This is a genomic window from Streptomyces sp. NPDC039609, from assembly GCF_055596705.1.
On record NZ_JBVIUJ010000003.1, the window covers coordinates 212,616 to 237,502 of the forward strand.

Below are 24,887 nucleotides of genomic sequence, written 5' to 3' on the forward strand. Positions count from 1 at the left end.
CGGCCGGCGCGGTCCGAGGGAGGCCATGTCCATGACCCGTTACGCAGCACCCGGGACCGAGGGCGCGATCATGTCGTACCAGGCCCGCTACGACCACTGGATCGGTGGTGAGTACGTCGCCCCCGCCCGCGGGCAGTACTTCGAGAACCCGAGCCCGGTCGACGGCCGTTCCTTCACCGAGGTCGCCCGCGGCACGGCCGAGGACGTGGAGCGCGCTCTGGACGCGGCGCACGCGGCGGCCCCGGCATGGGGGCGTACGGCCGCGACCGAGCGGTCGAACATCCTCCTCCGTATCGCCGACCGGATGGAGGCGCACCTGGAGGAACTGGCGGTCGCGGAGAGCTGGGAGAACGGCAAGCCGGTCCGCGAGACCCTGGCCGCCGACATCCCACTCGCGATCGACCACTTCCGCTACTTCGCGGGGGCGCTGCGCGGCCAGGAGGGCACGCTGAGCGAGATCGACGACGACACCGTCGCGTACCACTTCCACGAGCCGCTGGGCGTGGTCGCGCAGATCATCCCGTGGAACTTCCCGATCCTGATGGCGGTCTGGAAGCTCGCCCCGGCGCTCGCGGCGGGCAACGCGGTGGTCCTCAAGCCGGCCGAGCAGACCCCGGCGTCCGTGCACTTCTGGATGAGCCTGATCGCCGACCTGCTGCCGCCGGGTGTGGTGAACATCGTCAACGGCTTCGGCGCGGAGGCGGGCAAGCCGCTCGCGTCCTCGCCGCGCGTCGCGAAGATCGCCTTCACGGGCGAGACGACGACGGGGCGGCTGATCATGCAGTACGCCTCCGAGAACATCAAGCCGGTCACGCTGGAGCTGGGCGGCAAGTCGCCGAACATCTTCTTCGACGACGTATGGGCGGCGGACGACGACTTCCGCGACAAGGCGCTCGAGGGCTTCACGATGTTCGCCCTGAACCAGGGCGAGGTCTGCACGTGCCCGTCAAGGGCCTTGATCCAACGGGGCCACTACAGCGAGTTCCTGGATGCGGCGATCGCCCGCACGGAGAAGATCCTCCCGGGCCACCCGCTGGACACGGACACGATGATCGGCGCCCAGGCGTCCAACGACCAGCTCCAGAAGATCCTCTCGTATCTGGACATCGGCCAGCAGGAGGGCGCGAAGATCCTGACGGGTGGCCGGCGAATCGAGTACGACGGTGAGTTGGCGGGCGGGTACTACGTCCAGCCGACGATCTTCGAGGGCGACAACCGTATGCGGATCTTCCAGGAGGAGATCTTCGGCCCGGTCGTCGCGGTCACCTCCTTCACCGACTTCGACGACGCGATCCGCACGGCGAACGACTCCCTCTACGGCCTGGGCGCGGGCGTCTGGACCCGCGACGGCAACACGGCCTACCGCGCGGGCCGCGCGATCCAGGCGGGCCGCGTCTGGACGAACTGCTACCACGCGTACCCGGCCCACGCGGCGTTCGGCGGCTACAAGCAGTCGGGCATCGGCCGCGAGACCCACAAGATGATGCTGGACCACTACCAGCAGACGAAGAACTTGCTCATCTCCTATTCACCCAAGAGTCTTGGCTACTTCTAGAGAGAGCAAGCACGTTGCCTGACGTAGGGAAGAGCCACGCCAGGCGCGTCCTCTCGATCCCGCGAGCAGCGATCGACGTCGGCTGATCTCAGGTTCGTCGTTAACCTCAATCCGCGCCCAGAACTCACCTGCTCGGCCGTCTCTGGTCGTCCAGAACCGGGCTGAGATCGGCCGGGCCCACGCCGCTGCCGGCCGGGGGACGGCGAGGGGCGCAGGCGAGAGCGACTCAGGAGATGTCGACGATCGTGCGCAGTGCCTCGCCGGTGTGCATCTGACGGATCGCCTCGTTGATGTCCGTCAGCGGGACGTGGTGGGTGATCATCGACTCCAGGTCGATGTGGCCCGCGCGCCAGTCGATGATCGTGGCGTAGGTACGGCGGATGCCGTCGCCGCCGTAGAAGCAGGGCAGGATCACCTTCTCGTTGAGGACCAGTTCGGCCATGCGAGGCGAGTCGCGTCGTACGCGGCGCGCAGCGTGCCGGCCTTGCCGACGGCCTCGAAGGTAGTCGAAGCCGAAGCCTCCGGTGACGCGCCTGGTCACCTCGGTCAGCTCGTCGGGGGCGACCGCATCCATGGCGCCGAACTTCAGCGCCCACTCGCGGCGGTTGGGCGTCGGGTCCACGGCAATGATCTGTGTCGCGCCCGCCACCTTGGCGCCCTGCAGGATGCTGATGCCGACGCCGCCGAGGCCGATCACGACGAGCGACGAACCCGGCTTCACCTTGGCGGAGTTTAGAGCTGCTCCGATTCCGGTGGTGACACCGCAGCCGATCAGGGCGGCGATGTCGAACGGCACGTCGTCGGGGATCGGGATCGCCGCATAGGCCGCGATCACGGTCCCCTCGGCGACGGTGCCGGCGCCCAGCATGCCGGGGACGATCGTCTCCCGCTGCGGAAGTTGGGGTGGGCTAGATTGCGGTAGCCGCCGCGGCAGCCCTCGGCTCTCCGCGTTCCCCGCTGCTGGATGGGCTCCGACGGGCTCCGAATGCGGTCTGGGCAAGCACTTCCCCGAGCCCAGGTCTCGCTGCTGGTTAACCTCACTGAGGACTTCGCCCCGGAACCGGCACCCGCCGAACCATCGTCGCGCCAGTCCGCGCAGAGCATCCCTCGGCACCACACCACCAGGTGTCCCGCGAGCAACGGCCGGCGACACGAGCAGCCACACTCTCTGACGTTCGGCCGACCGGGCATCGACCGGCCGTCACTGGCGGAGGCCCGTCCAGCACTGCCCCACCTTCCCCGTCGGCCGCTGTTCGACACGATCTCCCTGTCGTGAAATCGGTCGGCAGTCCGGCCGGATCACGCGACCGGACCAAGGACGAGTTGGACGTCGGTGAGAGGGAGGCTGGGGTCCTCGGCCATCCGATGGGCGGCGGTGTGCCGCAGCGCGTGCAGCGTCGCGGACGTCCCAGTCTTGGCTTCGCCCGCTCGAGCATACGGTGAACAGCGTGGTAGGTCACCGGCCTCGACGGCGAGCGCAATGTCCACCAACAGCGAGAGGCGTGGATGGATGTCCAGCCAAACCGGGGAGGCACGCGGGCGGCGCGCTCCCGAGCACAACCAGCCTTCGATCCGGTGTGTCTGGCCGGGACCACGACCACCCAAGCAGGCCTCCTTGTGGAGATGTTGCCCCCCGCCCTCCGCCGGATGAGACTGAAACTATCGGGGATTCACGCAGACACCGGGTGTCGCATCTGGCGTCCCCGCATGGCAATGCGGAGGAGTCATGTCTGACGTCAACTTTGAGTTCGGCTTGGCCTGGAAGAAATACCAGGATGCTTTCGATATCAACCTTCGCTACTGGGACTCCACTTCAGCCGACTGGCCGCAGCATCCGAGTGCGCCGCTATCGATAGATCTAGAAGAACTCGGGCGGCACCTGGATGACGCCGACGCCTACGGTCGGACTCTGACTGAAATGGTGTTCGGTCAGTCAGACGAAACAGCCAATTTCTTCGAAAAGGCAATTGCTGCTGCAGGCGGCAGCAATGTGCATTTCCGTATTCATCTCGATGGTCCAGCGAAGTATCATTCGGTCCATTGGGAGCTGCTGCGCACACCTGACGGAAGTCATCCTATAGCCACGAGCAGCAATATGCTGCTGTCGAGGTACCTCGCCAACGCCGACTGGAATCCGCTGCCCTCACGTCCCGCACATGACACACGGGCTCTTATCGTGATCGCCTCGCCGAACAATTTGCACGAGTTCGCACCGGGGCCACAACGGAAGCCGCTGGCTCCCATCAACGTTAATGAAGAACTGCAACACGCCTGGACTGCGCTCCAACCCTATCGATGCCAGACGCTCGCCGGGCCGGAAGCTCGGCCGACCTTGGACCAGATCATGCGGCGCATAGACGACTTCCAGGGTGCTTTCGACATACTCTACATCGTCTGCCACGGGACCATGTACCACGATCGCCCCATAGTATTCTTGGAGTCGTCGGACGGTACCGCCGACCCGGTCGACGCGGTCCAACTTGCCGACCGTATCCGTGGACTCGAACGGAAGCCAACTCTGGCGGTTCTGATCTCCTGTCAGTCCGCTGGCAGCGATGCCGATTTCCATGGCGACGACGACGAACTGCGCAGTGACGACAATGGCGTGCTAGCAGCACTCGGACCGAGGCTGGCGAGTGCGGGTGTCGGCGCCGTTGTGGCAATGCAAGGCAACATCACCAAGACATCCGCCGACATCTTCACGCCCACGTTCTTCAAGAGATTCGCGGAAGATCTGGCCGTCGACCGGGCGATGGCCACCGCGCGGAACGCGATCCGGGATCGGCCGGACTGGTGGGTTCCCGTGCTCTTCTCCCGGCTGCGCTCCGGCCAGGCATATCACCGCCTGACGCCCACCGGTGACCTGACGAAGACTTGGACAGCTTTGGTAACCATGGCCCGGAGTGGCCGATTCACTCCCATCCTCGGGCCCGGTCTGGCTGACGGGATCCTGGGTTCGCGGCAGGAGATCGCCCGCAGGTGGGTGCGTCGTTGGCAGATGCCGATTGCCCCGCACGGGCACGGAAATCTTGCCCAGGTCGCCCAATACCTCCGCGTCTCCTATTCACCGAACATGGTCAGCGCCTACCTAGAGGACTATTTGAAAACCGAATTCCGGGAGAGGAAGGCCAACGCCGAGGGCGCCGACCCGTTTACCTCGCTATCGTCTTCGACGATAGAAGAGGATCCTGCGGGTGCCATAGTCGAGGTTGGACGCAAGCTCCGCGCCGCATGCGACGACGATCCGTATCGCGTCCTTGCGTCGCTGCCGATCAAGGTGTATGTGACTACCGGGTGGACCGACCTCCTCCAAGCCGCCCTGCGAGAAGGAGAGAACAAATCTCCGGTGACTATGTGCTTCCCGTGGACACCCCGCGCGCAATGGAACAGAGTCGACACCTCCGTTCTGCCGTCGGTGGAGAAACCTTGGGTCTATCACCTCTTCGGGCGTCTCGAGAACCCGACTTCACTCGTCCTGACGGAGGATGACTATTTCGCATGGCTCACCGCATGGATCGACAAACGCCCCGAGGTTCCCGAACTCGTGCGGGGCAACATGAGCGGTGCCTCGCTGATGTTCCTCGGATACCAGCTGGACGACTGGGATTTTCGAGTGGTCTTCCAGAGCATAAAGAGCTTCCTCGGCTACCCAGGGGTGAGCGATTCGGACAACGTTGCGGTCCAGCTCCGGCCCGACAATGAGCTCATCGAGCCGGAAGCTGCACAAAAGTATCTGCAGTCGTATTTTCGGCCAGACAACGTAAAGATCTTCTGGGGCACCACCCAGAACTTCCTCGCTGAGCTGAAACGGCAGCTGGAGGGAGGTGTCCGATGAAAGCCGAAACCATGCCGACCACCTGGGTGACCGGTTCGCGCAGCAATCCATATATCGGGCCGCGAGCCTTCCAGTCGGGCGAACATCTACCGAACCGTGCGCGCGAAGCCAGCGAGCTCGCGAATCTCGTCGTCGCAGAACGTGTAGTGCTGCTCCACTCACCGTCCGGGGCCGGGAAGACCTCTCTGATCCAGTCAGCGGTTATGGGGATCCTCGCCGAAGGCGGCTTCCGTTCCCTTGGGCCGGCTCGAGTAGACAAACTCCCGCCGCCCGGACTACAGGTCCGCAATCGGTATGTCTACAGTCTGGCGCTACACTTGCTCGGCCAGCGGTCCACCGATCCGCAACTGTTCGCGTCCTGCACGCTTCGGCAGGTCCTTGATCGCGCCATGGCTGAGGCCGAGCCGCCATTCGGCCCACTACAGGAGCCGGTCTTGCTCATCGACCAATTCGAGGAGGTCCTGACCCTCGACCCCACCGACTGGGAGCAGAAGACGGAGTTCTTCGAGGAACTGGGCGGCGTGCTGAGCAACTTCGCCAGTTCCTGTGGGCCCGATGCCCCCGATCAGGTGACGGAACCCCAGGCTCCGGACGAGCCCCCTGAACGGACCTGGCCACACAGGCTCTGGTTGCTGCTCGCGATGCGCGAGGACTACATGGGGGGTTTGGAGCCGTACCGCAAGCTTCTCCCTGGCCAGCTGCGCGCGCGGTACCGCCTCGATTTCCTCACACATCAGGAGGCGCGCCTGGCGATCCAGCGTCCAGCTGAGAACCGGGGAGTCCGATTCTCGGACGCCGGGGCACAGGCACTCATCGAGCGGCTGGCCACGACCAAGGTGAGCAGTCCCGATCACCCGAGCGAGTGGCAGCAGACACCCTACGTGGAGCCCGTTCAACTGCAGGTCGTCTGCCACCGCCTGTGGCGAGAGGTCAAAGCGGCGAGTCACGAAGGCTTCGATGCCATCAGCATCGACGACGTAGAGGCGGCCGACATCGACGACGCACTTAGCCGGTTCTACGGGGACTGCGTGTCCGACGCTGCATCGACGACGGGCGTGCCCCAGCAGGCGATACGCGACTGGTTCGAGAACCACCTGATCACAACACAGGGCTTCCGCAGCCAGACGGTCACAAGACCAGCACCGGGGGAGGAGGGCGCACAGCTACTGAGGGTGTTGGAGGACTCGCATCTCATCCGGGCCGACACTCGTGCCCAGAACACCTGGTACGAGCTCGAGCACGATCGACTCATCACAGCGGTGCAGCGGAGCAACGATTTTTGGCGCTGGGCCAACCTCCTCCCATGGCGGGTCACCGCGCACGACTGGCAGCGCAGCGGGCGGCCCAAGGCACTCCTGGCCCCGTCACGCGAGATTCCCCGCTTGGCGCTGGGCAAGGATGAGGACCTGACAGCGACAGAACGCGAATTCCGTGCGGCCTCCATGGAGGAGGCGCAGCGCGGCCGGCTGATGTGGGCCGCCCGCAGCGCTCTGAAGATGCTCGCCGTGCTCTGCCTCATCCAGTTCGGGGTGATCATCCTCCTCATCATCCTGCTGGTATAGGAGGCGGCCATGTCCCATGCACCCGGCGCAGGCGACGTGCCTGGAACCGAAGAGTGGCAGGCCATCTTCAACGGGGTCGACGCGGACACCGGTTCTTATCTCTTCGCCCCGACGCCGCTTTCTGCTCTGGCCGAGCAGATCCAAGGCGGGGTTCAGTCAGAGGGACAGCATCTTCTGGAGCTCAGGAACCGACGTCACCGGGACGAAGCGCACTTGGCGGTGATGTATGGACGGAATCCCGAGGAGCTGGCGTCGGTAGGCTGGGCACTGCTCACACCGGAGGAGACGGACCCGGCGGTCTTGGCTGCCCTCGAACCCCTGCGGCGCCTGCGGCAGCAGCAAGCCGGCGATCTGTACCGGGAACTCACGGTGAAGACCGGAGAGACCGTTGAGGAGTTCCGGTCGCGGCATCGCCTTGCGCCTGGACCCGTGGACCCGCGGATCATGCCGTATTACCTGCTGCTGGCAGGCAGCCCGGAACAGATCCCCTTCTCCTTCCAATACCGGCTCGGTGTCAGTTACGCGGTGGGCCGTGTGCACTTCGACACCGCTGAGGAATACGAGTCCTACGCGGTCTCAGTGATCGCCGGTGAGAGAGGCTCCGTCTCTGAGCCGGCATCGCGCGAGGGACCACGAGTGCACCTGTTCGGCACACGCAACCCCGGTGACACGCCGACGGCGCTCAGCGCGTCACGGCTGATCGAGCCGCTCGCCGTCGATCTGGCCTCACTCGCCCCCGGAGTCGGTCTCACCCACGACATCGGCGAGGGGGCGATCAAGGAGCGCCTCCACAGTCTACTGTTCGACGCATCAGCCCCCGAAGTAATCTTCACTGCGACCCATGGCCTGGGCCGTTCGGCCGACGGGCGGCGAGAGACCCAGGGCGCACTGCTCTGCCAGGACTGGCCCGGTCCCTTGACGAAGCCGGGCAGGATCTGCGGCGACCACTACCTGGCAGGAGCGGACGTCCCCAACGATCGCCCGGTCATTCCGCGGGTCATGTTCTCCTTCTGTTGCTATGGGGCCGGTACGCCCGCCGTGGCCGAGTTCCCGGAGAACGCCGCCAACCAGCCTCCCCCTGCCGCTGAATCGCCCTTCGTGGCCCGCCTCCCTCAGCGGCTGCTCGGCAACGCCGCTGGCGGTGCACTGGCCTTCGTCGGCCACGTGGACCGCGCGTGGAGCTGCTCGTTTCTGTGGGGCGGCCTGACTCCGCAGATCACCGCGATGACCAGCACTCTGCTGGCCGCCCTCGACGGCAACAGGATCGGCCACGCCATGGAGTCCCTGAAGTCACGGTATGCGGAGGTCTCCACAGAGCTCACCAGCAAGCTGGACCTGCTCGAGCGCGTGGGGTTGCGCGTTGGGGACCGGGACCTGGTCGGACTGTGGACTGCCAACAACGACGCGCGAAACTACATCGTCATTGGGGACCCCGCTGTTCGGGCCGTTCGCCAGTGACGGAGCACGTCTGGAGCGCCTGGAGTCACCTGAGGAGGATCGAATGCCTGCCGAAACCGTACCGGGGACCGAAACCCAGTACCATCTCGTCGCCTTCGACGCCAAAGGCCGCGAACGGGTGGAGGCCAACGGACCGTACAGTCCGGTCCTGCTCCGCCATGCCGCTGCCGCTCGCCCCACGGACGTGTTCCTCTTTAGCCACGGCTGGAACGCAGACGTCCCGGGATCCCGCATCCAGTACAGCCGCTGGATCACGGCGATGGAGTCCTGTGCCGACGACCGGGGCGCGCTGGCTGAGCGCCCCGGCGGATACCGGCCCCTGCTGGTCGGCCTGCACTGGCCGAGCAAGGCTTGGAGCGACGAAGATCTCGCAGACCATCCAGGTGGGGCGTACGCCGTGCCGGTCGACGCGGCGCCACCGGACACCGCATCCTCCGGCACCGCACACGAGGAGCCCAGCGCCGGGATCGACTGGCTCGTCGACCACTACGCGGCGTTGCTCGCGGACACGCCACAGACGCGTCAGGCTCTGCGCACGATCCTGCAGAGCGCCCTGCTGGACGCTGCACCCCTGGTCCTGCCCGAACCAGTACAGAGGGCATACGAGGTGATTGACGCGGAGGCAGGCATGAGTAGCGACGGGGCGGGAGCGGCGCCCGGTGAGGATCGCAAAGCCTTTAATGCGGAAGCCACATATCAAGCCTGCCAGTTGGAGGAGTTCGCGTCGTTCGGCGGGCCGTCGTTCGGAGGAGTTCTCTCACCGCTGCGTGTTCTGACGTTCTGGCAGATGAAGCGACGAGCCCGGACCTTCGGCGAGAGCGGGGCGGCCACGCTTCTCAACAACTTGAGAGGCGCGGCATCGACCGCACGCATTCACCTGATGGGGCACAGCTTCGGCTGCATAGTCGTCTGCGCTGCCATCGCGAGGGCCGCTCGGGACCAGGCCAACCGCCCTCTGGCGGACACGCTCGTCCTCGTGCAGGGAGCGATGTCGCTCTGGTCGTTCTGCTCGAGTATCCCGCCGAGGCCCGACCGACCGGGCTACTTCCATCGAGTCCTGGCGGACGGGCTGGTGAGCGGACCGGTGCTCGCCACAACCTCAATTCACGACCGCGCGGTCCGGACCTTCTACCCCCTGGGCGCGGGGGCAGCGAACCAAGTCGACTTCGAGGTCGGTGATCTGCCTACCTACGGCGGGATTGGCACGTTCGGCGTACGTGGTCCCGGCATCGGCCTGACCGACGGACTCCTGGGGCCCATGGACACGTTGTACGACTTCCAACCTCAGGGCGTATACAACCTGGACGCGAGCGGAGTGATCAAATCCGGGAGAGGTCTTTCCGGCGCCCATAGCGACATCTGCCACCCGCCCGTGGCCCATGCGATCTGGCAGGCGGTGGCAGCCGACGACCACTGAGGCTGGTCGGAACGGTCGGCAAGCCCCGCATCGCCCCACGGCGGCGGACCCATTCGTGGGGCAGCTTCCCCGGCGGACCTCTATGTGGCGGCGATCAGCTGGTGGTCTGCAGCCATCGCCCCCGCGGTCTCGGTCAGTACATCGCCGGACGCCCCGGTGGCTGTCTGGACGTCTCTCGTGCGTTCCGACCCGTCCGACGGCGAGTCGCTTCATCATCTCCTCCCCCAGCTCCTCAACGGGCCGGCCCCGTTGGTCGCCCACTGCGACATGACGGACCACCAGTTGCTCAGCAGGGCATCCCGCGCCACCCGTCGAGCGGACAACGCCAGCACAGGGCAGTTCGGATCCCTGTGGGACTTGTCCGCAAGCGAGTGGCGGGGCTTCCTTTCCACTGACGTTGCCGCTTCTTCCCGCGTCCTGCATTTCGCCCGGGGGACAGCGCCCGCCCAGCGCGCCGAATCGACGTTGGGTAGTTGGCGGCACGAGCTGGCAGCGGCATACGGCTGGGCCTTCAACAACCGCCCGATCCTGACCTACACCACTCACACCCAGCAGCAGTGGCAGGCACTTCGCGAGGCCGAGCACAGCTGGGACGCCACCCTTCCCGCGCACTACGCCGAATTCTTCGCCCGGAGCGGCGATCACGTCTCTAACATCGCCGGATCGCTCGTGGCTACCGAACGCAGCGCCATCCACAGCGCCCGCATCGAGGCCGCCTGGCCACTCGCCCACCGCGCCTTCCTGGAGACGGCGCACCTCGCCGGCATGGACCTCAGCACGGTGGAACCGGTCGTCAAGAACCTGGACGACCGGCTCTTCGGCGTATCAGCACCGGAGGGAGATGCCTCTCCGATTCACTGAGCGTTTTCAGCGTTGCCTCTCCAGGGTGAGGACGGCTTTGGTGATGACGGTCATGCGGTTGGGGCTGATGCGGGATCTGCGGAAGATCTGCCAGGACTTCAGCCGTGCCATGCCGCGTTCGACCGGTGCCCTCGCCGTGGCCAGTGCCCGGTTGACGGTGCGTTGGGTGAGAGTGAGTTCCCCGCCCGGTGGCCGTTTGAGCCCGGTAGTGACCCAGGGCCCGGCGCCCTGGTAGGCGCGGTCGGCGAGGATCGGGACGCCCTGACGCTCGCAGATCCGGATGATGTGGTGAGTGCGGGCTGCGGTGAGGTCGTGAGTGCGGCCCGGCAGCGCGGGCGAGATCCACAGGACCTCGCCTGTGGGGTCGGTGACGACCTGGACGTTCACGCCGTGCCGGCGGTGCTTGGCCGAGTAGTCCGCCCGGCTGTCGCCGACACGGTCGCACTCGGCGAGAGTGCCGTCCAGCAGGACGAACTCCGGATCGTGCTCACGCACCGTCTTGAGCAGGCCAGGGGCCCGGTCGGCGAGCAGGCCGGTCACACTGGTGACGTATGCGTGGGCGGTGCCGACGGATATCCCGAAGCCGGACGCGATGCGGGTGAGGGTGTCGTGGCGGCGCAGGTACACCAGAGCGACGAGCGCACGCCGGTGCGGCGGGAGTTTGCAGCGGCGGTCACCCTCGCGGGTGACGATGAGCATGGTGACCCACTCGACCAGGGCGTGAGGGAGGTCGAGTGCGGCAGGATAGGGAACCAACAGGGCTCCTGTGCCGGTGGGTTGAGACGTCGAACACCTCCCTCAACGGCACGGGAGCTTTGTGCGTTGCGGCCCTCACCCCGACCTGACCGGCGTCACCCGATCAGTGGCCACGCTGAAAACGCTCACTCGAGTGCGCCGGAATGCGAACAGTGGCAGCCGCCCAGCAGAGCCACGCACAGGAATCAGCCTTGGCAGCCGTATGCAAACTCAAGCAGTGGTACCAGGACCGTTGCCAGATGTGTTCCACGGTCCTGTTCCTGCCCTCACTGCGCCAGCGCTACAGCGAAGCAGCCCATATCCGAGCCAGAGAGGACAACGGACCCGACATCATCGAGAACCTGCTTTGCCTCCTCTGCCCAACCCGCCACGTCCTCTTCGACGCAGGAGCACGCGTCCTGACCGACGACCTCACGATCGTCGACACCGTGACGGGCCGGCCCGGGAAAAGGATCAAACTCCACCAATCGCATTTCGTCGACTCCCCGTAACCCACGACCAAGATCCGGGCCAGTCGCGGGCCAGCACTGGCCCACCGAAGGCGTATCCCTTCAGTTTGCCTGGTCAGGAGCTATGTGGCGCTTGTACCACCAGCACTCGAAGAACGTTTTGGTCAGCTACTCGCCGAAGCAGCTGGGCTTCTTCTAGCAGCACGACAGAAAGCGCCTGACCTGGGGTTTTCCCCGGGTCAGGAACCTTCTTGGAGCACCTGACCCTCCCCATGGGGGAGGCGTCGAAATACTCCTCTTCTTCCAGTTCATCCCACCCGTATCCCAGTCCTGACCAGCAGTTCCGGGCCATACACGGGCCAGATTGCGGCTCAGCCCTTGGGGCTGCTGTCCTCGCTGCGCCGGCTCCAGTCCTGCATCGACTCCTCGATGAGCCGGTGGGAATGCTCCTGAAGACCGTCCAGGAACTTGGCGTAGTACTGGAAAGGCACTTGGATGCTCTGGCCAGCCCGGCGCGCGCATTCGGCAGGATCCACGCCGGAGTGCAGCCAGAACGAGATCCCGGCATGCCGGAGGTCTCAAGCGGGCTCGGTCTGCGGCGTCGTGAGGCAAGGCGGACAAGGACCCGTGCCGGTCGCGGCGGTTCAGATACCGGTGTGGGTATGGGCGGCCCAGTAGGTGGGGGTCGCAGGGTAACGGTCCCGGAGGCGTCGTACGGCCTGGTGCAGGGCCTCGGCAGAGCGGCTGACGTCGGGCAGGTTGGTGCCGTCGTCGGTCAGGTGGCTGTAGAAGCTCTCGGCGATGTCCAGGGCAGCGTGGTCGACGACGCGCCACAGGGTGCCGATCACGTGGGGGTAGCCTGCGAGGTGGAAGGCACCGGTGATGTGGACGGCTTCGTCCGCGAGCCGAGGGCTGCTGATGGTGGTGTCACAGGCCGACAGGAAGGCGAGGCCACCCTTCAGGCGCACGGCGCCGATGTCGGTAACGGTCAGCGGAGCCGTCAAGTGGTCGTAGAGGGCAAGGCGGCTGCGGGCCGGATCGGTCCGCAGCGCCCAACCGTGGCAGGCAAAATGCGCCACCTGATGGTGGGGCAGTGCGGCGAGCACAGCCTCCCGTACAGGGCGGGGCATCAGGTGCGCGCCCGGAATCAGTGCCTCCAGGGTCGCGGCCTCGTCGCTCACCCCCTCCAGCGGCGGAATGTCAGGAGCATCGGGTACCGCCACGATCACCGTCGAGGCCCTGGCCTCGCTCGCCGGTTGGGTCGATTGCGCGCGGGCGTAGGCCAGGCCGCGGACCGTGGGGGTGTAGGACGAAACGACCCGGTCCATTACGGTCCGCGGCGCCGCCCCGTGAGCGTGATGGTCGGAAAGGAGGTCTGCGTGGTAGCCGGCGGCGTGCAGTGGGAGCCCGCTGAGGATCCCCACAGGGCACCACCACAGGCGCGGCCACGTGATGCCCTGTGGCGGGGCAGAGGTCATTCCCGCTGCGGTCAGAACCGGTTCGGTCACGGTGTCCCACAACCATGCGAGCACCTCCAGGATCTCGCCCTGCGCCGCCCTGCGGGACACAGGGTCGGTCTCCGGGTCGGCCGTGGCACGCTGAGCGTCCAGGAGCCTGTTGGTCTGGCCGACGGCGTCGTCCTGCGTGAATCGGTCGAGGGGAACAACGCGCACCGGGGCCGCTGGGTCGCCGGTGAGGATGAGGGCGTCGCTGCGGGAGGGGCTCGTGTAGACGAACACCACCGGCCCGTCGTGCGCCTGTGCCGTGAGCTCGTCGATGCCCGGAACGGTGAGGAAGTCCGCGAAACCGTCCACGGCCCGGATGCGGCCGATCAGGGCCTCCCACGCGCCCTGCGCGTCGCGACGGGCGTCAGCGAGATGTGTGCCTGTCCGGCCAGCCTGCCCCACCTGGACGGCGTCGTCGAGATACACAGCAGGCATGCCGACCGCATCGGTAGCCGCACGGCTGCGCTCGTCGAGGTCCTCTCGGCGGGCCCTCAGCGCCTCGAATTCCTTCGCCAGTTCGGGGGCTGTCTCCTGCAGCCGGGACAGGTCGGTGCTGCGGGCCCCGATCGTGTCGGCGACGAGCACCCCTCGCGTCTGCTCCAGCAGCTCGACCGCCCGCTCTGCGTGACCGGCAGCGAGCGCCGAAGCAGCCACCACCCCCGCCAACGCCACCACCTGGACCAGCTGATGCTCCTGGTCACTGCGGGTCAGAGAGCCGGGTGCGATCTGTGGCAGCAGAGCGGCCACCTCCTCCGCCGCCGCCAGTGCCTCCTGAACATCCAACGCATGACGGCTGCTCAAGATCGCAACCTCCCCGTAGGCACGGATGCGCAACCCGATCCCAGCGGCAGCACTCTCGCCCACCTGCCTGAGGCAGCGAACCGCTTCGGCCACCGGGCCAGACTCGCCGGCTTGCTCGGACAGCATCCGCAAACCGATTCCATGGTTGGCCAGGAGCACGGCACGGACCGGGGCGTCGACGGGGGTGACGGCGACCATGGCCCGCCCAAGGTCGACCGATTCGACCAGCGGCGCGATCTCCCCCGTCCGCTCGGACAACATCTGCAGGGCGACCGCGAGGTTCACGCCGGCAGTCGGGTTCGGGCTCCAGAAGGGGCCGGCGACCATGGCCCGCCCGGTGTCGACTGCTTCAACCAGCCACGCAGTCTCACCCGTCAGCCTGAACAGGCTGAGCAACGCGGCCACGAGGTTGTTCTGGTTCGAAGCGTGGCTGGGGTAGCCGATGGTGGCTGCGACCGCGGCCCGCCCGAAGTCGACCGCCTCGACAGCCCACTTGGCCTCGCGAGTCCGCCCGAGCAACCTCAGCAGGACGAGCACCATGGTGTTCAGGGCCACCCCGTGGTCCGGGTGACCGGGTGAGGTGGCGGCGACTGTGGCCCTCCCGACACCGACCGCCTCGACCAACAGCTCGGTCTCCCCCGTGCGCTCGAACAGCGCCCATAGGACAAGCGCGAGGACGTTGAGGGAATACACGTGTCCAGGATGGTCGGACGGGGTGGCGGCGAGCGCGGCCCGTCCGAGGTCGACCGCTTCGACCAGCGGCTCGGTCTCTCCCTTCCATTCCGACAGCCTGAACAGCGCGGATGCCAGATTGCTCCTGCTACGGGCGCATTCGGGATGGTCGGACGATGTGGCGTCGACCGTGACCCTCCCGGCACCGATCGCTCTGTCCAGCCAGTCGGTCTCCCCTGTCTGCTCGAACAGCATCCGCAGCGCGATGGCAAGGTCGTTCACACGTTCAATGAATTCGGGGTGGTCAGTGGGGAGGTCTGCGACCGAAGCCCGCCCCATCTCAACCGATTCGACCAGCAGCTCGAGCTGCCCGGTCCGCTCGAACGACCGGCGCAGGATGCCGGCATAGATGTTCAGGCTCGCAGCGTGGCCGGGGTGATCGTCGGGGGTGGCGTCGACCGCGGCCCGCGCGATGTCGAAGGCTTCGGCCAGCCGCTCGGTCTCCCCCGTCCGCTCGAACAGCATCCGCAGCCCGACGGCGAGACGATCCAGCCGATAGGACCGTTCGGGGTGGCCAGTGGGGGTGGCCTCGACCGCGGCCCGCGCGACGTCGACCGCTTCGACCAGCACCTCGATCTCCCCCGTCCGCTCGAACAACATGCGCAGCCCGAGGGCGAGGTTGCTCAGGCGGTCGGCGGCTCCGGGGTGGCCAGTGGGGGTGGCCTCGACCGCGGCCCGCCCGAGGTCGACCGCTTCGACCAGCACCTCTGTCTCCCCCGTCCGCTCGAACACCGTCTGCAACACGACCGCCAGATTGCTCAGATGCGCAGGGCGGTCGGGATGGGCGGCTGGACTGGCAGCCGTCAGACTGCGAAAGAGGGTGAGGGCCTGGAGCAGCAGGGTTAATTCTCCGGTGCGGCCATGGGCGCTGAGCAGTTCGGCGGCCTGGACCTGCATGCGCACGGCATCAAAGTCCGCTGGAGCCCCGTCGCCCAGTGCAAAGTGCCGGCGCAGGGGGCCCGGGACGGCGTCGGGTTGTTCACGATGGACGGGGGCGAGGAAGCGGGCGGCCTCAGTGAAGTCGTGTTGGGTCCGGCCGGGCCGGGCCTGGTGGCGGAGCCAGTGGAACATGCCGAGCAGGTACGCGGCGGTGAGGTCGGTATCAGGGTCCGTGGCCGCGGCTAGTTCCATGGCGTGGCGCAGCGCGTCATTGGTGAACAGGGCCTCCGCGCCTTGGGTGTCGGCAGCCTCATTGAGGTAGTGCTGGACGGCGGCGAGCGCCGCGTCGCGGTTGCGCATCCTGGATCCCCCGTTGTCGCGGACGGTCCCCGAACCGACGCGTTCCCGCCCTTCGCCCGGACAGCGTCGCGGGTGCGTTCAGACACGTGGCTCTTGTGCGGATCGTAGCCCGGTGGGCACCTTCCGCACCTACGCTTCTTACTCAGACGGCTCGTACCGAGGCGGTAGGGCCACGGGCCGCCAGGGCGGCGGCCCTTCATCCAATCGTTCTGGGGCGGTGGAAGCGATGCGTAGCGTGCGAAACCGGTGGGGTGTCCTGTGCGACCAGCTCAGTCGACACGACTCGATGAAGCAGGAGATCCGCAACGCCGGGGCAGGCAATGAGCTGGACGAGTTGCTGGCCATGCCGAGCGGGGGCACCGAAGTCGATGCGAAGCGCGCGAAGGCGCTCCTGGACGCGATCGATGACGCCTGCGCCCGCTACGGCTTGGCCGCGGTGACCGTCCGCAGCTACGGCGACGCGCAGCTCCCCGCGGGGTTCGGCTGGCCCCCGGCAACGGTGGAACAGGACAAGTGGATATGCCCGCAGGGCGTCTGCGGTCGGGTCGTCTTCTCTGAGGAGGCGCCAACGCCGCCGGCGTGCGCGGCGGGCGGCACCCCGATGACACCATTTCGGCTGCGTTGATGACCGGATTCCTGGCCGCGATCGGCACGAAGCTGGCGGACCGATGGGTACAGGGTCTGGTCCTGCCCGGTCTCCTCTGGGTCGCCACGCTCGCCGTCGCGGCGAGACTCGGCCAAGACCACCCGTTCGACGTGGACCGCCTGACCACTTGGCTGGATCGACTCGCGGCGCAGCCGACCGGACGCAGCTCCGCCACTGTTCTGCTCATGGCCACCGCAGTCCTTCTCGGCTCCAGCGCCGCCGGATTGGCGGCCGGAGCCCTCGGTGGCCTTCTTCAGCGCCTGTGGGGTGCCTCAGGTGCGCACCCTCCACTGGCCTGGGCCGTGCGCTGGCGGCGCCGCCGGCACATCACCGAGCGGGCACGGCGAGCGATCTCGCGGGCGGCCGACCCCCACCTACGCGGCGGGGCACTCGCCCGCGCCTTTGTCCGAGCCGTCGCCGCGCGTACGGAGCGCCGCCGGATGGCGTTGATCAGGGGAGGGCGCATGCCGGAGGCCCCTACGCGACCCACATGGATCGGCAACCGGTTCCAAAACGCCGCCACGCGTGCGCACACGCTCTACGACCTCGAACTGGAATTGGCCTGGCCACGGTTGTGGGCAGTGTTGCCCGACAGCCTTCGCGGCGATGTGACCGGTGCCCGCGACTCCTACACAACGGCCGCACGCTTGACCGCGTGGGGACTCCTGTACGGCGCGCTGGCCACAGGATGGTGGCCCGCCGCGCCGATCGGTGCCTGCCTCGTGGTCGCCGGCGTCGTACGGGCCCGCAGCAGTGCCGAAGTTCTCGCCAGCCTGATCGAGACCGCGGTCGATCTCCACGTGATCGATCTCGCTGACAAACTCGGTATCCCCGCCGGCGCACCACCGACCGTCGAGACGGGCCGAGCCATCTCCAGTCGGCTGCAAGGCCCCCTGTGACGGAGGTTCGTGATCTTGGCCGTGGTCCACCTTCTTGGTGAAGCGGTCCTGGTCGAGGCCCGCAGCAAACGCACCGACGTACCGTGCCCGGACTGCGGGACCGCCAGGAGGAGAGTGCACAGCACGTACGCACGCCGGTTCGCGGCCCCGGCCACGTGCTCGCAAGCGCGTCGGGGGGACCGGCTTCGCCACCTGTCGGCAGGGCCTCACTGCACGGCGTCACGTCGACGGCCAAGAGCTGCGAAAGATCATCACGTGTGGCCGGGGCTCCGGGGATCGGCATTCTCGGTAGCGTGACCTTCTGCTGCATGGAGTGTCCACGCGTCCGGCTGGTCCATGCGAGGGCTTCCGATGAAGAGCGAAGAGGCGGCAATGAGTGAACTGACGAAGCCCGAGGTCGACGTTCCGGAGGGTGACGCTCCCACCGAGCTGACCATGCGCGACCTGGTCGTCGGGGGCGGGCCCGAGGCGAAGCCGGGCATGGTGGTCAGGGTTCACTATGTCGGGGTCACCTTCGAGTCCGGGAAGGAGTTCGATTCCTCCTGGGACCGGGGCCAGCCGTTCAAGTTCGCCCTGGGCGGTGGCAGGGTCATCAAGGGCTGGGACCGGGGGGTGAGGGGGATGAAGGTCGGTGGCCGGCGCGAGATCATCGTTCCCCCGCGTCTCGGCTACGGCAAGCAGTCGCCCTCGCCGTTGATCCCGGCGGGCTCGACCCTGGTCTTCGTGGTGGACCTGCTCGAGTCGTACTCCGGCACAGCCGGGTGGAGCAACGCCTAGCGACCCTGACCGCTCCTCCCCTGCGCAGTGCTGCGTCGTCACCCTCTCCTCGCTTCCGCTTCCGCAGCGTCCGAACAGTTCCGCCGCCGCCGAAGCACTGCGTGAACGGGCCTCACTGGTTTCACGAGCCTCCACCGTTGTTCGTGAGGTGCAGCCAGACGGGGCTTTCAGGGCCGGCACGCTCCCAACTAGCAACAAGCGGCGGTGACCAGCAGGGGACGGCCGGCCCTTCGGCGATTGGTGTTGTCGTGGGTTCTCATGCGTCCACCGACGGCTACGGCCACGAAACAACAGCCCCCTCACTCCCCCACGACCAAGATCCGGGCCAGTTACGGGCCAACACCGCGCCACCGAAGGACAGTACCTTCATTTTGCCTGGTCAGGAGCAGTGTGGCCTGTGTACCACCAGCAGACGAAGAACATCCTCCAGAGTTACAGCCCCAAGAAGCTCGGGTTCTTCTGAGCGACCTCGGCGGGAGGCCGCGCCGTGAGGTGCTGAGGCGGCTGCTTGGTCGTAGGACGCGACCGCAAGAAAGGTAGGTGTTCCCAGAAGCTGTCAGGTCCTCAGATGACACCGACCGCCTGCTCCGGGCCTCGGCCGCCCGGCCGGGCGGACCTTGGAGGTCTCGCCGTCCGTGACCGGCCAGGGGAGCCTCGCAGGTCAGGGTCCTCTCAGGTGTTGCTGAGCCTGACCACATCCCCCGCCGGTCCGCCTGCGCGGACCGCGATCCGGACGCCGGTGTCCGGGTCGGTGAAGGTCTGGCCCGGCAGGAACGCCGCGAGGTCGAGCTGCGTGCAGCCGGCGGGCGGCGTCGTGGACGGGTTGGTGCGCATGACGCGCACCGGGCCCTCGCCGGTCGGGGTCGCGGAGTCGATCCGGTAGATGAGGACACCGCTGGAACAGGCGGAGTCGTCGTCTCGTTCGGGGCGGCGGGACTCGGCGACGTACGCCGTGGTCTCACCGGTGCGCAGTACGGCGATCTTGGTGCCTCCGGGGCGTTCCACGGGAGTCAGGCGTACGGTGCGGTGACCGGGGCCCGCGAGGCAGGCGACCTGTCGGTCACGAGTCCAGCCCAGCTTCCACGAGTGCCAGCCGAGGAACTGCGGGGCGGCCCCTGAGATGTCGCCCATGATGTCCCAGCCGCCCGCGTACTGGTGGGTGGGGCCGGTGAAGGAGTAGAGGTCGGGCAGGCCGAAGGTGTGGCCGGTCTCGTGGGCGACGACCTTGTGCCCCCAGCGCCACATGTCCTGACCGAAGGTCACGGCCCACTTGAGCCGGGTGCCGTCGGCGATCACACCGGGGGTGGCGGGGTCGTAGAGGTAGGTCGGGGAGAACGGAATCGCGGCCGCCGTCCGGGTGGGAACGATGTAGACCATGTCGTAGCGGGAGAAGTCCGCGTACGGGTCGGCGGCGGCGATCGCGTCGCGCACGTACTTCTCGTGGGCCTCGAAGGTGAGCCCGCGCGCGAAACCGTACGAGGTCGAGTCCGCCGGCATGCGGACCCACCGGTACAAGGAGGTGACGGAGAGGCGGAGGCGGCCGTAGCTGGCCGTGCGCATCCAGTCGGCGGCGGGGGCGAGATGGGCGGCGTACGGCTCGGTGGTGTCGGTGGCCGGTGCGTCGGGGAAGTCGACGTACACGGTGAGGACACGGCGGGTTCCGGTGGCCGGCTGGAACTGGACGCGGTCGGTGTCGTGACCTTCGTCCGTCCAGCCGGTCCGGCCGGGCAGCGCGCAGTCGGCGGACCGGAGTGGCGCGACGGACGAGGCGGTCGCGTGCGCCGCCGGCACGGTGATCAGGCACGGGGTGAGGGCGACGGCGGCGGCGAGGGAACGCAGGCGGGGCAGGGCGGACATGGCTCTCCTGTCGCGGGCGGAGGGAGGGGCAGAAGACGGCGAGGGGTTACGCGCGGCCTGCGGCCAGGTCCATCAGACGGGCGAGGACGCGTCCGCCGGAGCTGGAGACGCCGTCGTGTTCCCACTCGTTGGTGACCCAGACGCGGGTGGATCCGACCTCGCGTGCCGTGCGCAGCGAGAGGCCGGCGTCGACGTACATGTCGTCGTGGTAGACGATCGCGGCGAGCGGGATCGCGTTGGCGGCGAGGCGGTGCGGGTCGTAGAGGGGTGGCCAGTCGGTGCGGGCGGCCAGGAGGTCGGCGGCGTCGGCGAAGGGGCGAAGGCCCGTGATCTCGCGGAACATCCAGGGGTAGATCATCTCGCCGGTGAGCAGCAGGGGGTCGGCGTCCGCGGCGAACTCGCCGCATGTGGTGAGGGTTCGGGAGGCCGACCAGCCGGTGGGGCCGGAGCCCTGCCCGTACAGGGTCTCCTGCATGACGGCGAAGAGCGGGTTGTCGGTGAAGCCCGTCAGCGTCATGACCTGATGGAGGAAGGTGTCGGTCGGTGCGCCGTCCGGGTCGAGGGCTTCGTCGAGCAGCCAGTGCAGGCGCTCGAATCCGTCACCCATGCCGAGCAGGAGACCGAGCGTACGGAGGCGGTGCGGGGTGAGCCGGTCCCCGTTCGGCAGGCGGACGTCGCCGGCCGTGAGGAGGTCTGCGATCTTCCGCAGGCGGGGGGCGTCCTCGGGGTAGCGGGCGTAGAAGTCGAGGACCCGGTCGCGGACGCGGGGGTAGGTACGGGCGTAGACGTCGTCGGCGGTGGCGGTGAGGCCGGGCAGGCCGCCGGTGACATAGCAGGCCCGCAGGCCCTCGGGGGCCTGGGAGAGGTAGGTGAGGGTGATGAAGCCGCCGTAGCTCTGGCCGAGGGTCTCCCATGGGGCGTCTCCGCACAGTTGCCGGCGGATCAGTTCCGCGTCGGCGACGATCGCGTCGGCGCGGAAGCAGGACAGGTGGGCGGCGAGCCGGTCCGGGGAGTGCCGGGCGGCAAAGCGGGCGGTGACGGGGGTGGAGCGGCCGGTGCCACGCTGGTCGAGCAGCAGGACACGATGGGTCTTGAGCGCCTGGTCCAGCCAGCCGGGCGAACCGGTGGACGGACGCGGCGATTTGCCGCCCGGGCCGCCCTGGAGGTACAGCAGCCAGGGCAGTTCCGCGTTCGCACGGGCGGGGTCGACGACTTCGCGGGCGAAGACCTCGATCGTGGGGCCGCCGGGAGTCCTGTGGTCCAGGGGGACGGTGAACGTGTGGTCGACGGTGGCGTAGGCGGGGTTCATGGATCCCTTTCACGGCCGGGAGAAGGCCGAGCCAGTGGGATGTGACATTGCATAGCAGTGTGACGCCACGCCGCACGGCGGGGGAGCCCCCAGCCGCCCATAACCCCGTGCTATGCCTCGGCCGCCCCTTCACCCTTGGCCCACAGGGAACGGACATGACCCAGGTGCCGGGTCATGCACGCTTCCGCGCGCTCGGCGTCGCCGGCGAGCATGACGTCCAGGAGTTCCAGGTGTTCCTCGGCGGACGGGATGAGCTCGCCCCGCTCGTCAAGGGCCGTGAGGCCGTACAGGCGGGTCCGCTTGCGCAGGTCGCTCACGGTCTCGACGAGCCGTTCGTTGCCCGCGAGGCCGAGGAGCGCGAGGTGGAAGCGCCGGTCCGCCTCCAGGTAGCCGATGAGGTCGTGGTCGCGGGCGGCGCGCACGATCTCCTCGGCGAGCGGCCGCAACACCTCCAGCTCCTCACGGGCGGCGGTGCGCGTCACACGGCCGACCATCGGGATCTCGATGAGGGCCCGGATCTCCGTGTACTGGTCGAGGTCGCGCTCGTCGACCTCGGTGACGCGGAACCCCTTGTTGCGGACGGGCTCGACCAGACCCTCACGAGCCAGGTCGAGCATCGCCTCGCGAACGGGGGTGGCGGAGATGCCGAAGTCCTCGGCCAGGGTCGGCGCGGAGTACACCCCTCCAGGGCGCAGCTCCCCCGAGATGAGGGCGGCACGCAGGGCATGGGCGACCTGGTCGCGCAGCCGCTCCCGGGTGGCGTTGAGGTCGCGGCGGGTCAGGTGCCCCATGGCGGTGGTGATCCTTCCGTAAGGTCCGGACCACCACCGTACAATGTCACGTTGCTCAGACAGGTGACAGGGTGTAGGTCCGGCCGGACGTGTAGAACTCCAGAGCCGCGCGGCCCTGTTCGCGCGCCCCGAGGCTGGACGCCTTGGCGCCTCCGAAGGGGAGGTGGAAGTCGACGCCGGTGGACGGGGCGTTGATCCGGATCATCCCGGTGTCGAGCCCGTCGAGGGCACCCAGGGCCGTGCTCAGGTCAGCGGTGTGGACCGAGGTGACCAGGCCGTACGGCACGGAGTTGGCGATGCGCACCGCGTGGGCGAGGTCGTCGGCGGGCAGCAGGGCGGCCAGGGGACCGAAGACCTCCTCGCGCAGCAGCCTGTGCCCCGGGGAGACCTTCTCCACGAGCGTGGGCGCCGCGTACCAGCCAGGTCCTGGTGGCAGGGTGCCTCCGGCGAGTACGGACAGCCCCTTCCACGCCTCGGCGGCCTGGTCACGGGCCTGCTCGCCGATCAGCGGGCCGCAGACGGTCACGGGGTCCGACGGGTCGCCGACCGGCAGGGCCCGCAGTTCTTCGGCGAGCGCCTCGCGCAGGGAGGCGCGGGCGGCGCCGACGGTGATCACCCGGCTGGTGGCGGTGCACTTCTGCCCCGCGTAGCCGGCGACGGCGGCGGCGATGTGCCTCGCCGCCTGCTCGATATCGGCGTCCGGCAGGACGATCGCCGCGTTCAGGCCGCCCATCTCGGCCTGGACCGGGATGCCCCGGGCCGTCGCGGTGCGCGCGACGGCCTGCCCGACGGGGGTGGAGCCCGTGAAGGAGACCACGTCCGCGGCGGAGACGAGCGCGTTCCCCTCCGTCGCGCCTCCGGGCAGGACGGTGAACACGCCTGCGGGGACGGCATGGTGGACGATCTCGGCGAGGCGCTGCGCACAGGCGGTGGCCTCGGGGGCGGGCTTGAGGACGACCGTGTTGCCGACGGCGAGGGCCGGGGCTGCCTTCCAGGTCGGGATGGCGAAGGGAAAGTTCCAGGGCGTGATGAGCCCGGCCACTCCGTGCGGGCGGTGACGCGTCAGGAGGAGTCCGCTGCCGGCCGCGGGCTCGTACACGGCACCGACGGCCTCGTAGGGGGCCTGGGCGTAGTAGCGCCAGATCGCGGCGGCGCGCGCGATCTCGGCGCGGGCTTCCGTGAGGGGCTTGCCGACCTCACGGACGGCGAGCGCGGCCAGTTCGTCGGCCGCCGCTTCGAGTCCGGCGGCGACTGCGCCCAGGGCGGCGGCGCGGGCGGCAGCACCGGCGTGCAGCCAGCCCGGCTGGGCCGCGCGGGCACGCTCGACGGCGTCCGCGACCGCGAAGGCCCCGGGCGTCGGGATCTGCAGGAGCACGTCGGACGGGTCGGCCGGGTTGCTGGAGATGATGGTGGAAGAGGCGGTGGTCACAGGAGGAAGCCTCCGGGGAAGGGGTCGTCCGGGTCGAGGAAGTACTGGGCGGTGCCAGTGATCCACGCGCGGCCGGTCACCGTCGGGACGACGGCGGGCAGGCCGCCGACCTCGGTCTCGGCGGTCAGCCGGCCGGTGAAGCGGGTGCCGATGAAGGATTCGTTGACGAAGTCGGTGTCGAACGGCAGCTCGCCGCGTGCGTGGAGCTGGGCCATGCGGGCCGAGGTGCCGGTGCCGCACGGCGACCGGTCGAACCAGCCGGGGTGGATGGCCATGGCGTGCCGGGAGTGGCGGGCGTCGGAGCCGGGGGCGGCGAGGTAGACGTGCTTGACCCCGGCGATCTCCGGCCTCTCCGGGTGGACCGGCCGCTCGGGCGAGGCGTTGATCGCCTGCATGATCGCGAGTCCGGCCGCGAGGAGGTCGTCCTTGCGGTCGCGGTCGAACGGCAGACCGAGGTCGTCCAGGTGGACGAAGGCGTAGAAGTTGCCGCCGAAGGCCAGGTCGCAGGTCACCGTCCCGTGTCCGGGGACCGTGACCTTGCGGTCCAGGCCGACGCAGAATGCGGGCACGTTGGTGAGGGTGACGGACTTCGCCGCGCCGTCCTCCACCTGGACGTCGACGGCCACCAGTCCGGCCGGGGTGTCCAGCCGGACCGTGGTGACCGGTTCGGTGACCGGCACCATGCCGGTCTCGACGAGGACGGTGGCGACGCCGATGGTGCCGTGGCCGCACATGGGGAGAACTCCGGAGACCTCGATGTAGAGGACTCCGTAGTCGGCGTCGGGCCGGGTGGGCGGCTGGAGGATCGCGCCGCTCATCGCGGCGTGCCCGCGCGGCTCGTACATCAGGAGCGTGCGGAGATGGTCCAGGTGCTCGATGAAGTGCAGCCTGCGCTCGGCCATGGTGGCGCCGGGGATCACCCCGACTCCCCCGGTGATCACACGGGTGGGCATGCCCTCGGTGTGCGAGTCGACGGCGTGGAAGACATGACGCGTACGCATGGACTTCC

General features: G+C 68.2%; 18 protein-coding genes. 10 read left to right on the forward strand and 8 right to left on the reverse strand.

From position 1 onward, the window contains the following. Nucleotides 1-31: 31 nt before the first annotated feature. Entirely contained in the window at nt 32-1,555 is a 1,524-nt protein-coding gene (gene exaC / locus ACZ561_RS10145; protein WP_470991882.1) for an acetaldehyde dehydrogenase ExaC, read from the forward strand. Nucleotides 1,556-1,781: 226 nt separating this feature from the next. Here exaC and ACZ561_RS10150 read toward each other — a convergent pair whose 3' ends face one another. After that, nucleotides 1,782-2,423 (reverse strand): zinc-binding dehydrogenase, encoded by a 642-nt coding sequence (locus ACZ561_RS10150; RefSeq protein ID WP_470991885.1) that lies wholly within the window; start codon nt 2,421-2,423, stop codon nt 1,782-1,784. Nucleotides 2,424-3,281: 858 nt separating this feature from the next. Between ACZ561_RS10150 and ACZ561_RS10155 the strand changes: the two genes are divergently transcribed. The 5 genes from ACZ561_RS10155 (at nt 3,282) to ACZ561_RS10175 (ending at nt 10,688) form a co-directional block, all read left to right on the forward strand. Beyond that, nucleotides 3,282-5,390: a CHAT domain-containing protein gene (locus ACZ561_RS10155; protein WP_470991888.1), complete on the forward strand. Its 2,109-nt coding sequence runs from the start codon at nt 3,282-3,284 to the stop codon at nt 5,388-5,390. Beyond that, a complete protein-coding gene (locus tag ACZ561_RS10160; protein ID WP_470991891.1) occupies nt 5,387-6,952 on the forward strand; it encodes an nSTAND1 domain-containing NTPase in 1,566 nt (521 codons plus the stop codon). Before ACZ561_RS10155 ends, ACZ561_RS10160 begins: the two co-directional genes overlap by 4 nt. Nucleotides 6,953-6,961: 9 nt before the next feature. Next, a complete protein-coding gene (locus ACZ561_RS10165) occupies nt 6,962-8,410 on the forward strand; it encodes a hypothetical protein (protein WP_470991894.1) in 1,449 nt (482 codons plus the stop codon). A 43-nt stretch (nt 8,411-8,453) separates the two neighbouring features. Continuing rightward, nucleotides 8,454-9,827: a hypothetical protein gene (locus tag ACZ561_RS10170; protein WP_470991897.1), complete on the forward strand. Its 1,374-nt coding sequence runs from the start codon at nt 8,454-8,456 to the stop codon at nt 9,825-9,827. A gap of 84 nt (nt 9,828-9,911) precedes the next feature. Beyond that, nucleotides 9,912-10,688, forward strand: a complete 777-nt coding sequence (locus ACZ561_RS10175; protein ID WP_470991900.1) for a hypothetical protein — start codon at nt 9,912-9,914, stop codon at nt 10,686-10,688. Between the two features lie 6 nt (nt 10,689-10,694). On the opposite strand, the gene ACZ561_RS10180 is transcribed toward ACZ561_RS10175, so the two are convergent. Next, complete coding sequence (locus ACZ561_RS10180; RefSeq protein ID WP_470991903.1) at nt 10,695-11,444, reverse strand: transposase; 750 nt, start codon at nt 11,442-11,444, stop codon at nt 10,695-10,697. Nucleotides 11,445-11,683: 239 nt separating this feature from the next. On the opposite strand from ACZ561_RS10180, the gene ACZ561_RS10185 reads away from it, so the two are divergent. Beyond that, a complete protein-coding gene (locus ACZ561_RS10185) occupies nt 11,684-11,935 on the forward strand; it encodes a hypothetical protein (protein ID WP_470991906.1) in 252 nt (83 codons plus the stop codon). Nucleotides 11,936-12,537: 602 nt separating this feature from the next. Here ACZ561_RS10185 and ACZ561_RS10190 read toward each other — a convergent pair. Continuing rightward, on the reverse strand, nt 12,538-16,170 hold the full coding sequence (locus ACZ561_RS10190) for a CHAT domain-containing protein (RefSeq protein WP_470991909.1): 3,633 nt from the start codon (nt 16,168-16,170) through the stop codon (nt 12,538-12,540). A gap of 286 nt (nt 16,171-16,456) precedes the next feature. Here ACZ561_RS10190 and ACZ561_RS10195 point away from each other — a divergent pair, with 286 nt between their 5' ends. From ACZ561_RS10195 to ACZ561_RS10205, 3 genes are all read left to right on the forward strand, one after another. Continuing rightward, nucleotides 16,457-16,795 (forward strand): hypothetical protein, encoded by a 339-nt coding sequence (locus tag ACZ561_RS10195; RefSeq protein WP_470991912.1) that lies wholly within the window; start codon nt 16,457-16,459, stop codon nt 16,793-16,795. Beyond that, a complete protein-coding gene (locus ACZ561_RS10200) occupies nt 16,795-17,715 on the forward strand; it encodes a hypothetical protein (RefSeq protein ID WP_470991915.1) in 921 nt (306 codons plus the stop codon). The genes ACZ561_RS10195 and ACZ561_RS10200 overlap by 1 nt, the downstream gene beginning before the upstream one ends. A gap of 372 nt (nt 17,716-18,087) precedes the next feature. Further along, a complete protein-coding gene (locus ACZ561_RS10205) occupies nt 18,088-18,492 on the forward strand; it encodes an FKBP-type peptidyl-prolyl cis-trans isomerase (RefSeq protein ID WP_470991918.1) in 405 nt (134 codons plus the stop codon). Nucleotides 18,493-19,164: 672 nt separating this feature from the next. Here ACZ561_RS10205 and ACZ561_RS10210 read toward each other — a convergent pair. From ACZ561_RS10210 to ACZ561_RS10230, 5 genes are all read right to left on the reverse strand, one after another. Next, nucleotides 19,165-20,349 carry a M6 family metalloprotease domain-containing protein gene (locus ACZ561_RS10210; RefSeq protein ID WP_470991921.1) on the reverse strand — a complete coding sequence of 395 codons (1,185 nt, stop codon included), beginning with the start codon at nt 20,347-20,349 and terminating at the stop codon, nt 19,165-19,167. A gap of 46 nt (nt 20,350-20,395) precedes the next feature. Then, nucleotides 20,396-21,658, reverse strand: coding sequence for an alpha/beta fold hydrolase (locus ACZ561_RS10215; RefSeq protein WP_470991924.1), 1,263 nt, complete (start codon nt 21,656-21,658; stop codon nt 20,396-20,398). Between the two features lie 110 nt (nt 21,659-21,768). Then, nucleotides 21,769-22,449: a GntR family transcriptional regulator gene (locus ACZ561_RS10220; protein ID WP_470991927.1), complete on the reverse strand. Its 681-nt coding sequence runs from the start codon at nt 22,447-22,449 to the stop codon at nt 21,769-21,771. A gap of 55 nt (nt 22,450-22,504) precedes the next feature. Next, nucleotides 22,505-23,878, reverse strand: coding sequence for an aldehyde dehydrogenase family protein (locus ACZ561_RS10225; protein ID WP_470991930.1), 1,374 nt, complete (start codon nt 23,876-23,878; stop codon nt 22,505-22,507). Continuing rightward, entirely contained in the window at nt 23,875-24,879 is a 1,005-nt protein-coding gene (locus ACZ561_RS10230; protein WP_470991934.1) for a proline racemase family protein, read from the reverse strand. The genes ACZ561_RS10225 and ACZ561_RS10230 overlap by 4 nt, the downstream gene beginning before the upstream one ends. Nucleotides 24,880-24,887 lie beyond the last annotated feature (8 nt).

Coding starts and splice junctions, on each gene's coding strand:
- exaC (WP_470991882.1), top strand. CDS start 32: ATGACCCGTTACGCAGCACCCGGGACCGAGGGCGCGATCATGTCGTAC.
- ACZ561_RS10205 (WP_470991918.1), top strand. CDS start 18,088: ATGAGTGAACTGACGAAGCCCGAGGTCGACGTTCCGGAGGGTGACGCT.
- ACZ561_RS10185 (WP_470991906.1), top strand. CDS start 11,684: ATGTGTTCCACGGTCCTGTTCCTGCCCTCACTGCGCCAGCGCTACAGC.
- ACZ561_RS10200 (WP_470991915.1), top strand. CDS start 16,795: ATGACCGGATTCCTGGCCGCGATCGGCACGAAGCTGGCGGACCGATGG.
- ACZ561_RS10190 (WP_470991909.1), bottom strand. CDS start 16,170: ATGCGCAACCGCGACGCGGCGCTCGCCGCCGTCCAGCACTACCTCAAT.
- ACZ561_RS10210 (WP_470991921.1), bottom strand. CDS start 20,349: ATGTCCGCCCTGCCCCGCCTGCGTTCCCTCGCCGCCGCCGTCGCCCTC.
- ACZ561_RS10150 (WP_470991885.1), bottom strand. CDS start 2,423: ATGCTGGGCGCCGGCACCGTCGCCGAGGGGACCGTGATCGCGGCCTAT.
- ACZ561_RS10230 (WP_470991934.1), bottom strand. CDS start 24,879: ATGCGTACGCGTCATGTCTTCCACGCCGTCGACTCGCACACCGAGGGC.
- ACZ561_RS10195 (WP_470991912.1), top strand. CDS start 16,457: ATGAAGCAGGAGATCCGCAACGCCGGGGCAGGCAATGAGCTGGACGAG.
- ACZ561_RS10165 (WP_470991894.1), top strand. CDS start 6,962: ATGTCCCATGCACCCGGCGCAGGCGACGTGCCTGGAACCGAAGAGTGG.
- ACZ561_RS10220 (WP_470991927.1), bottom strand. CDS start 22,449: ATGGGGCACCTGACCCGCCGCGACCTCAACGCCACCCGGGAGCGGCTG.
- ACZ561_RS10155 (WP_470991888.1), top strand. CDS start 3,282: ATGTCTGACGTCAACTTTGAGTTCGGCTTGGCCTGGAAGAAATACCAG.
- ACZ561_RS10160 (WP_470991891.1), top strand. CDS start 5,387: ATGAAAGCCGAAACCATGCCGACCACCTGGGTGACCGGTTCGCGCAGC.
- ACZ561_RS10170 (WP_470991897.1), top strand. CDS start 8,454: ATGCCTGCCGAAACCGTACCGGGGACCGAAACCCAGTACCATCTCGTC.
- ACZ561_RS10215 (WP_470991924.1), bottom strand. CDS start 21,658: ATGAACCCCGCCTACGCCACCGTCGACCACACGTTCACCGTCCCCCTG.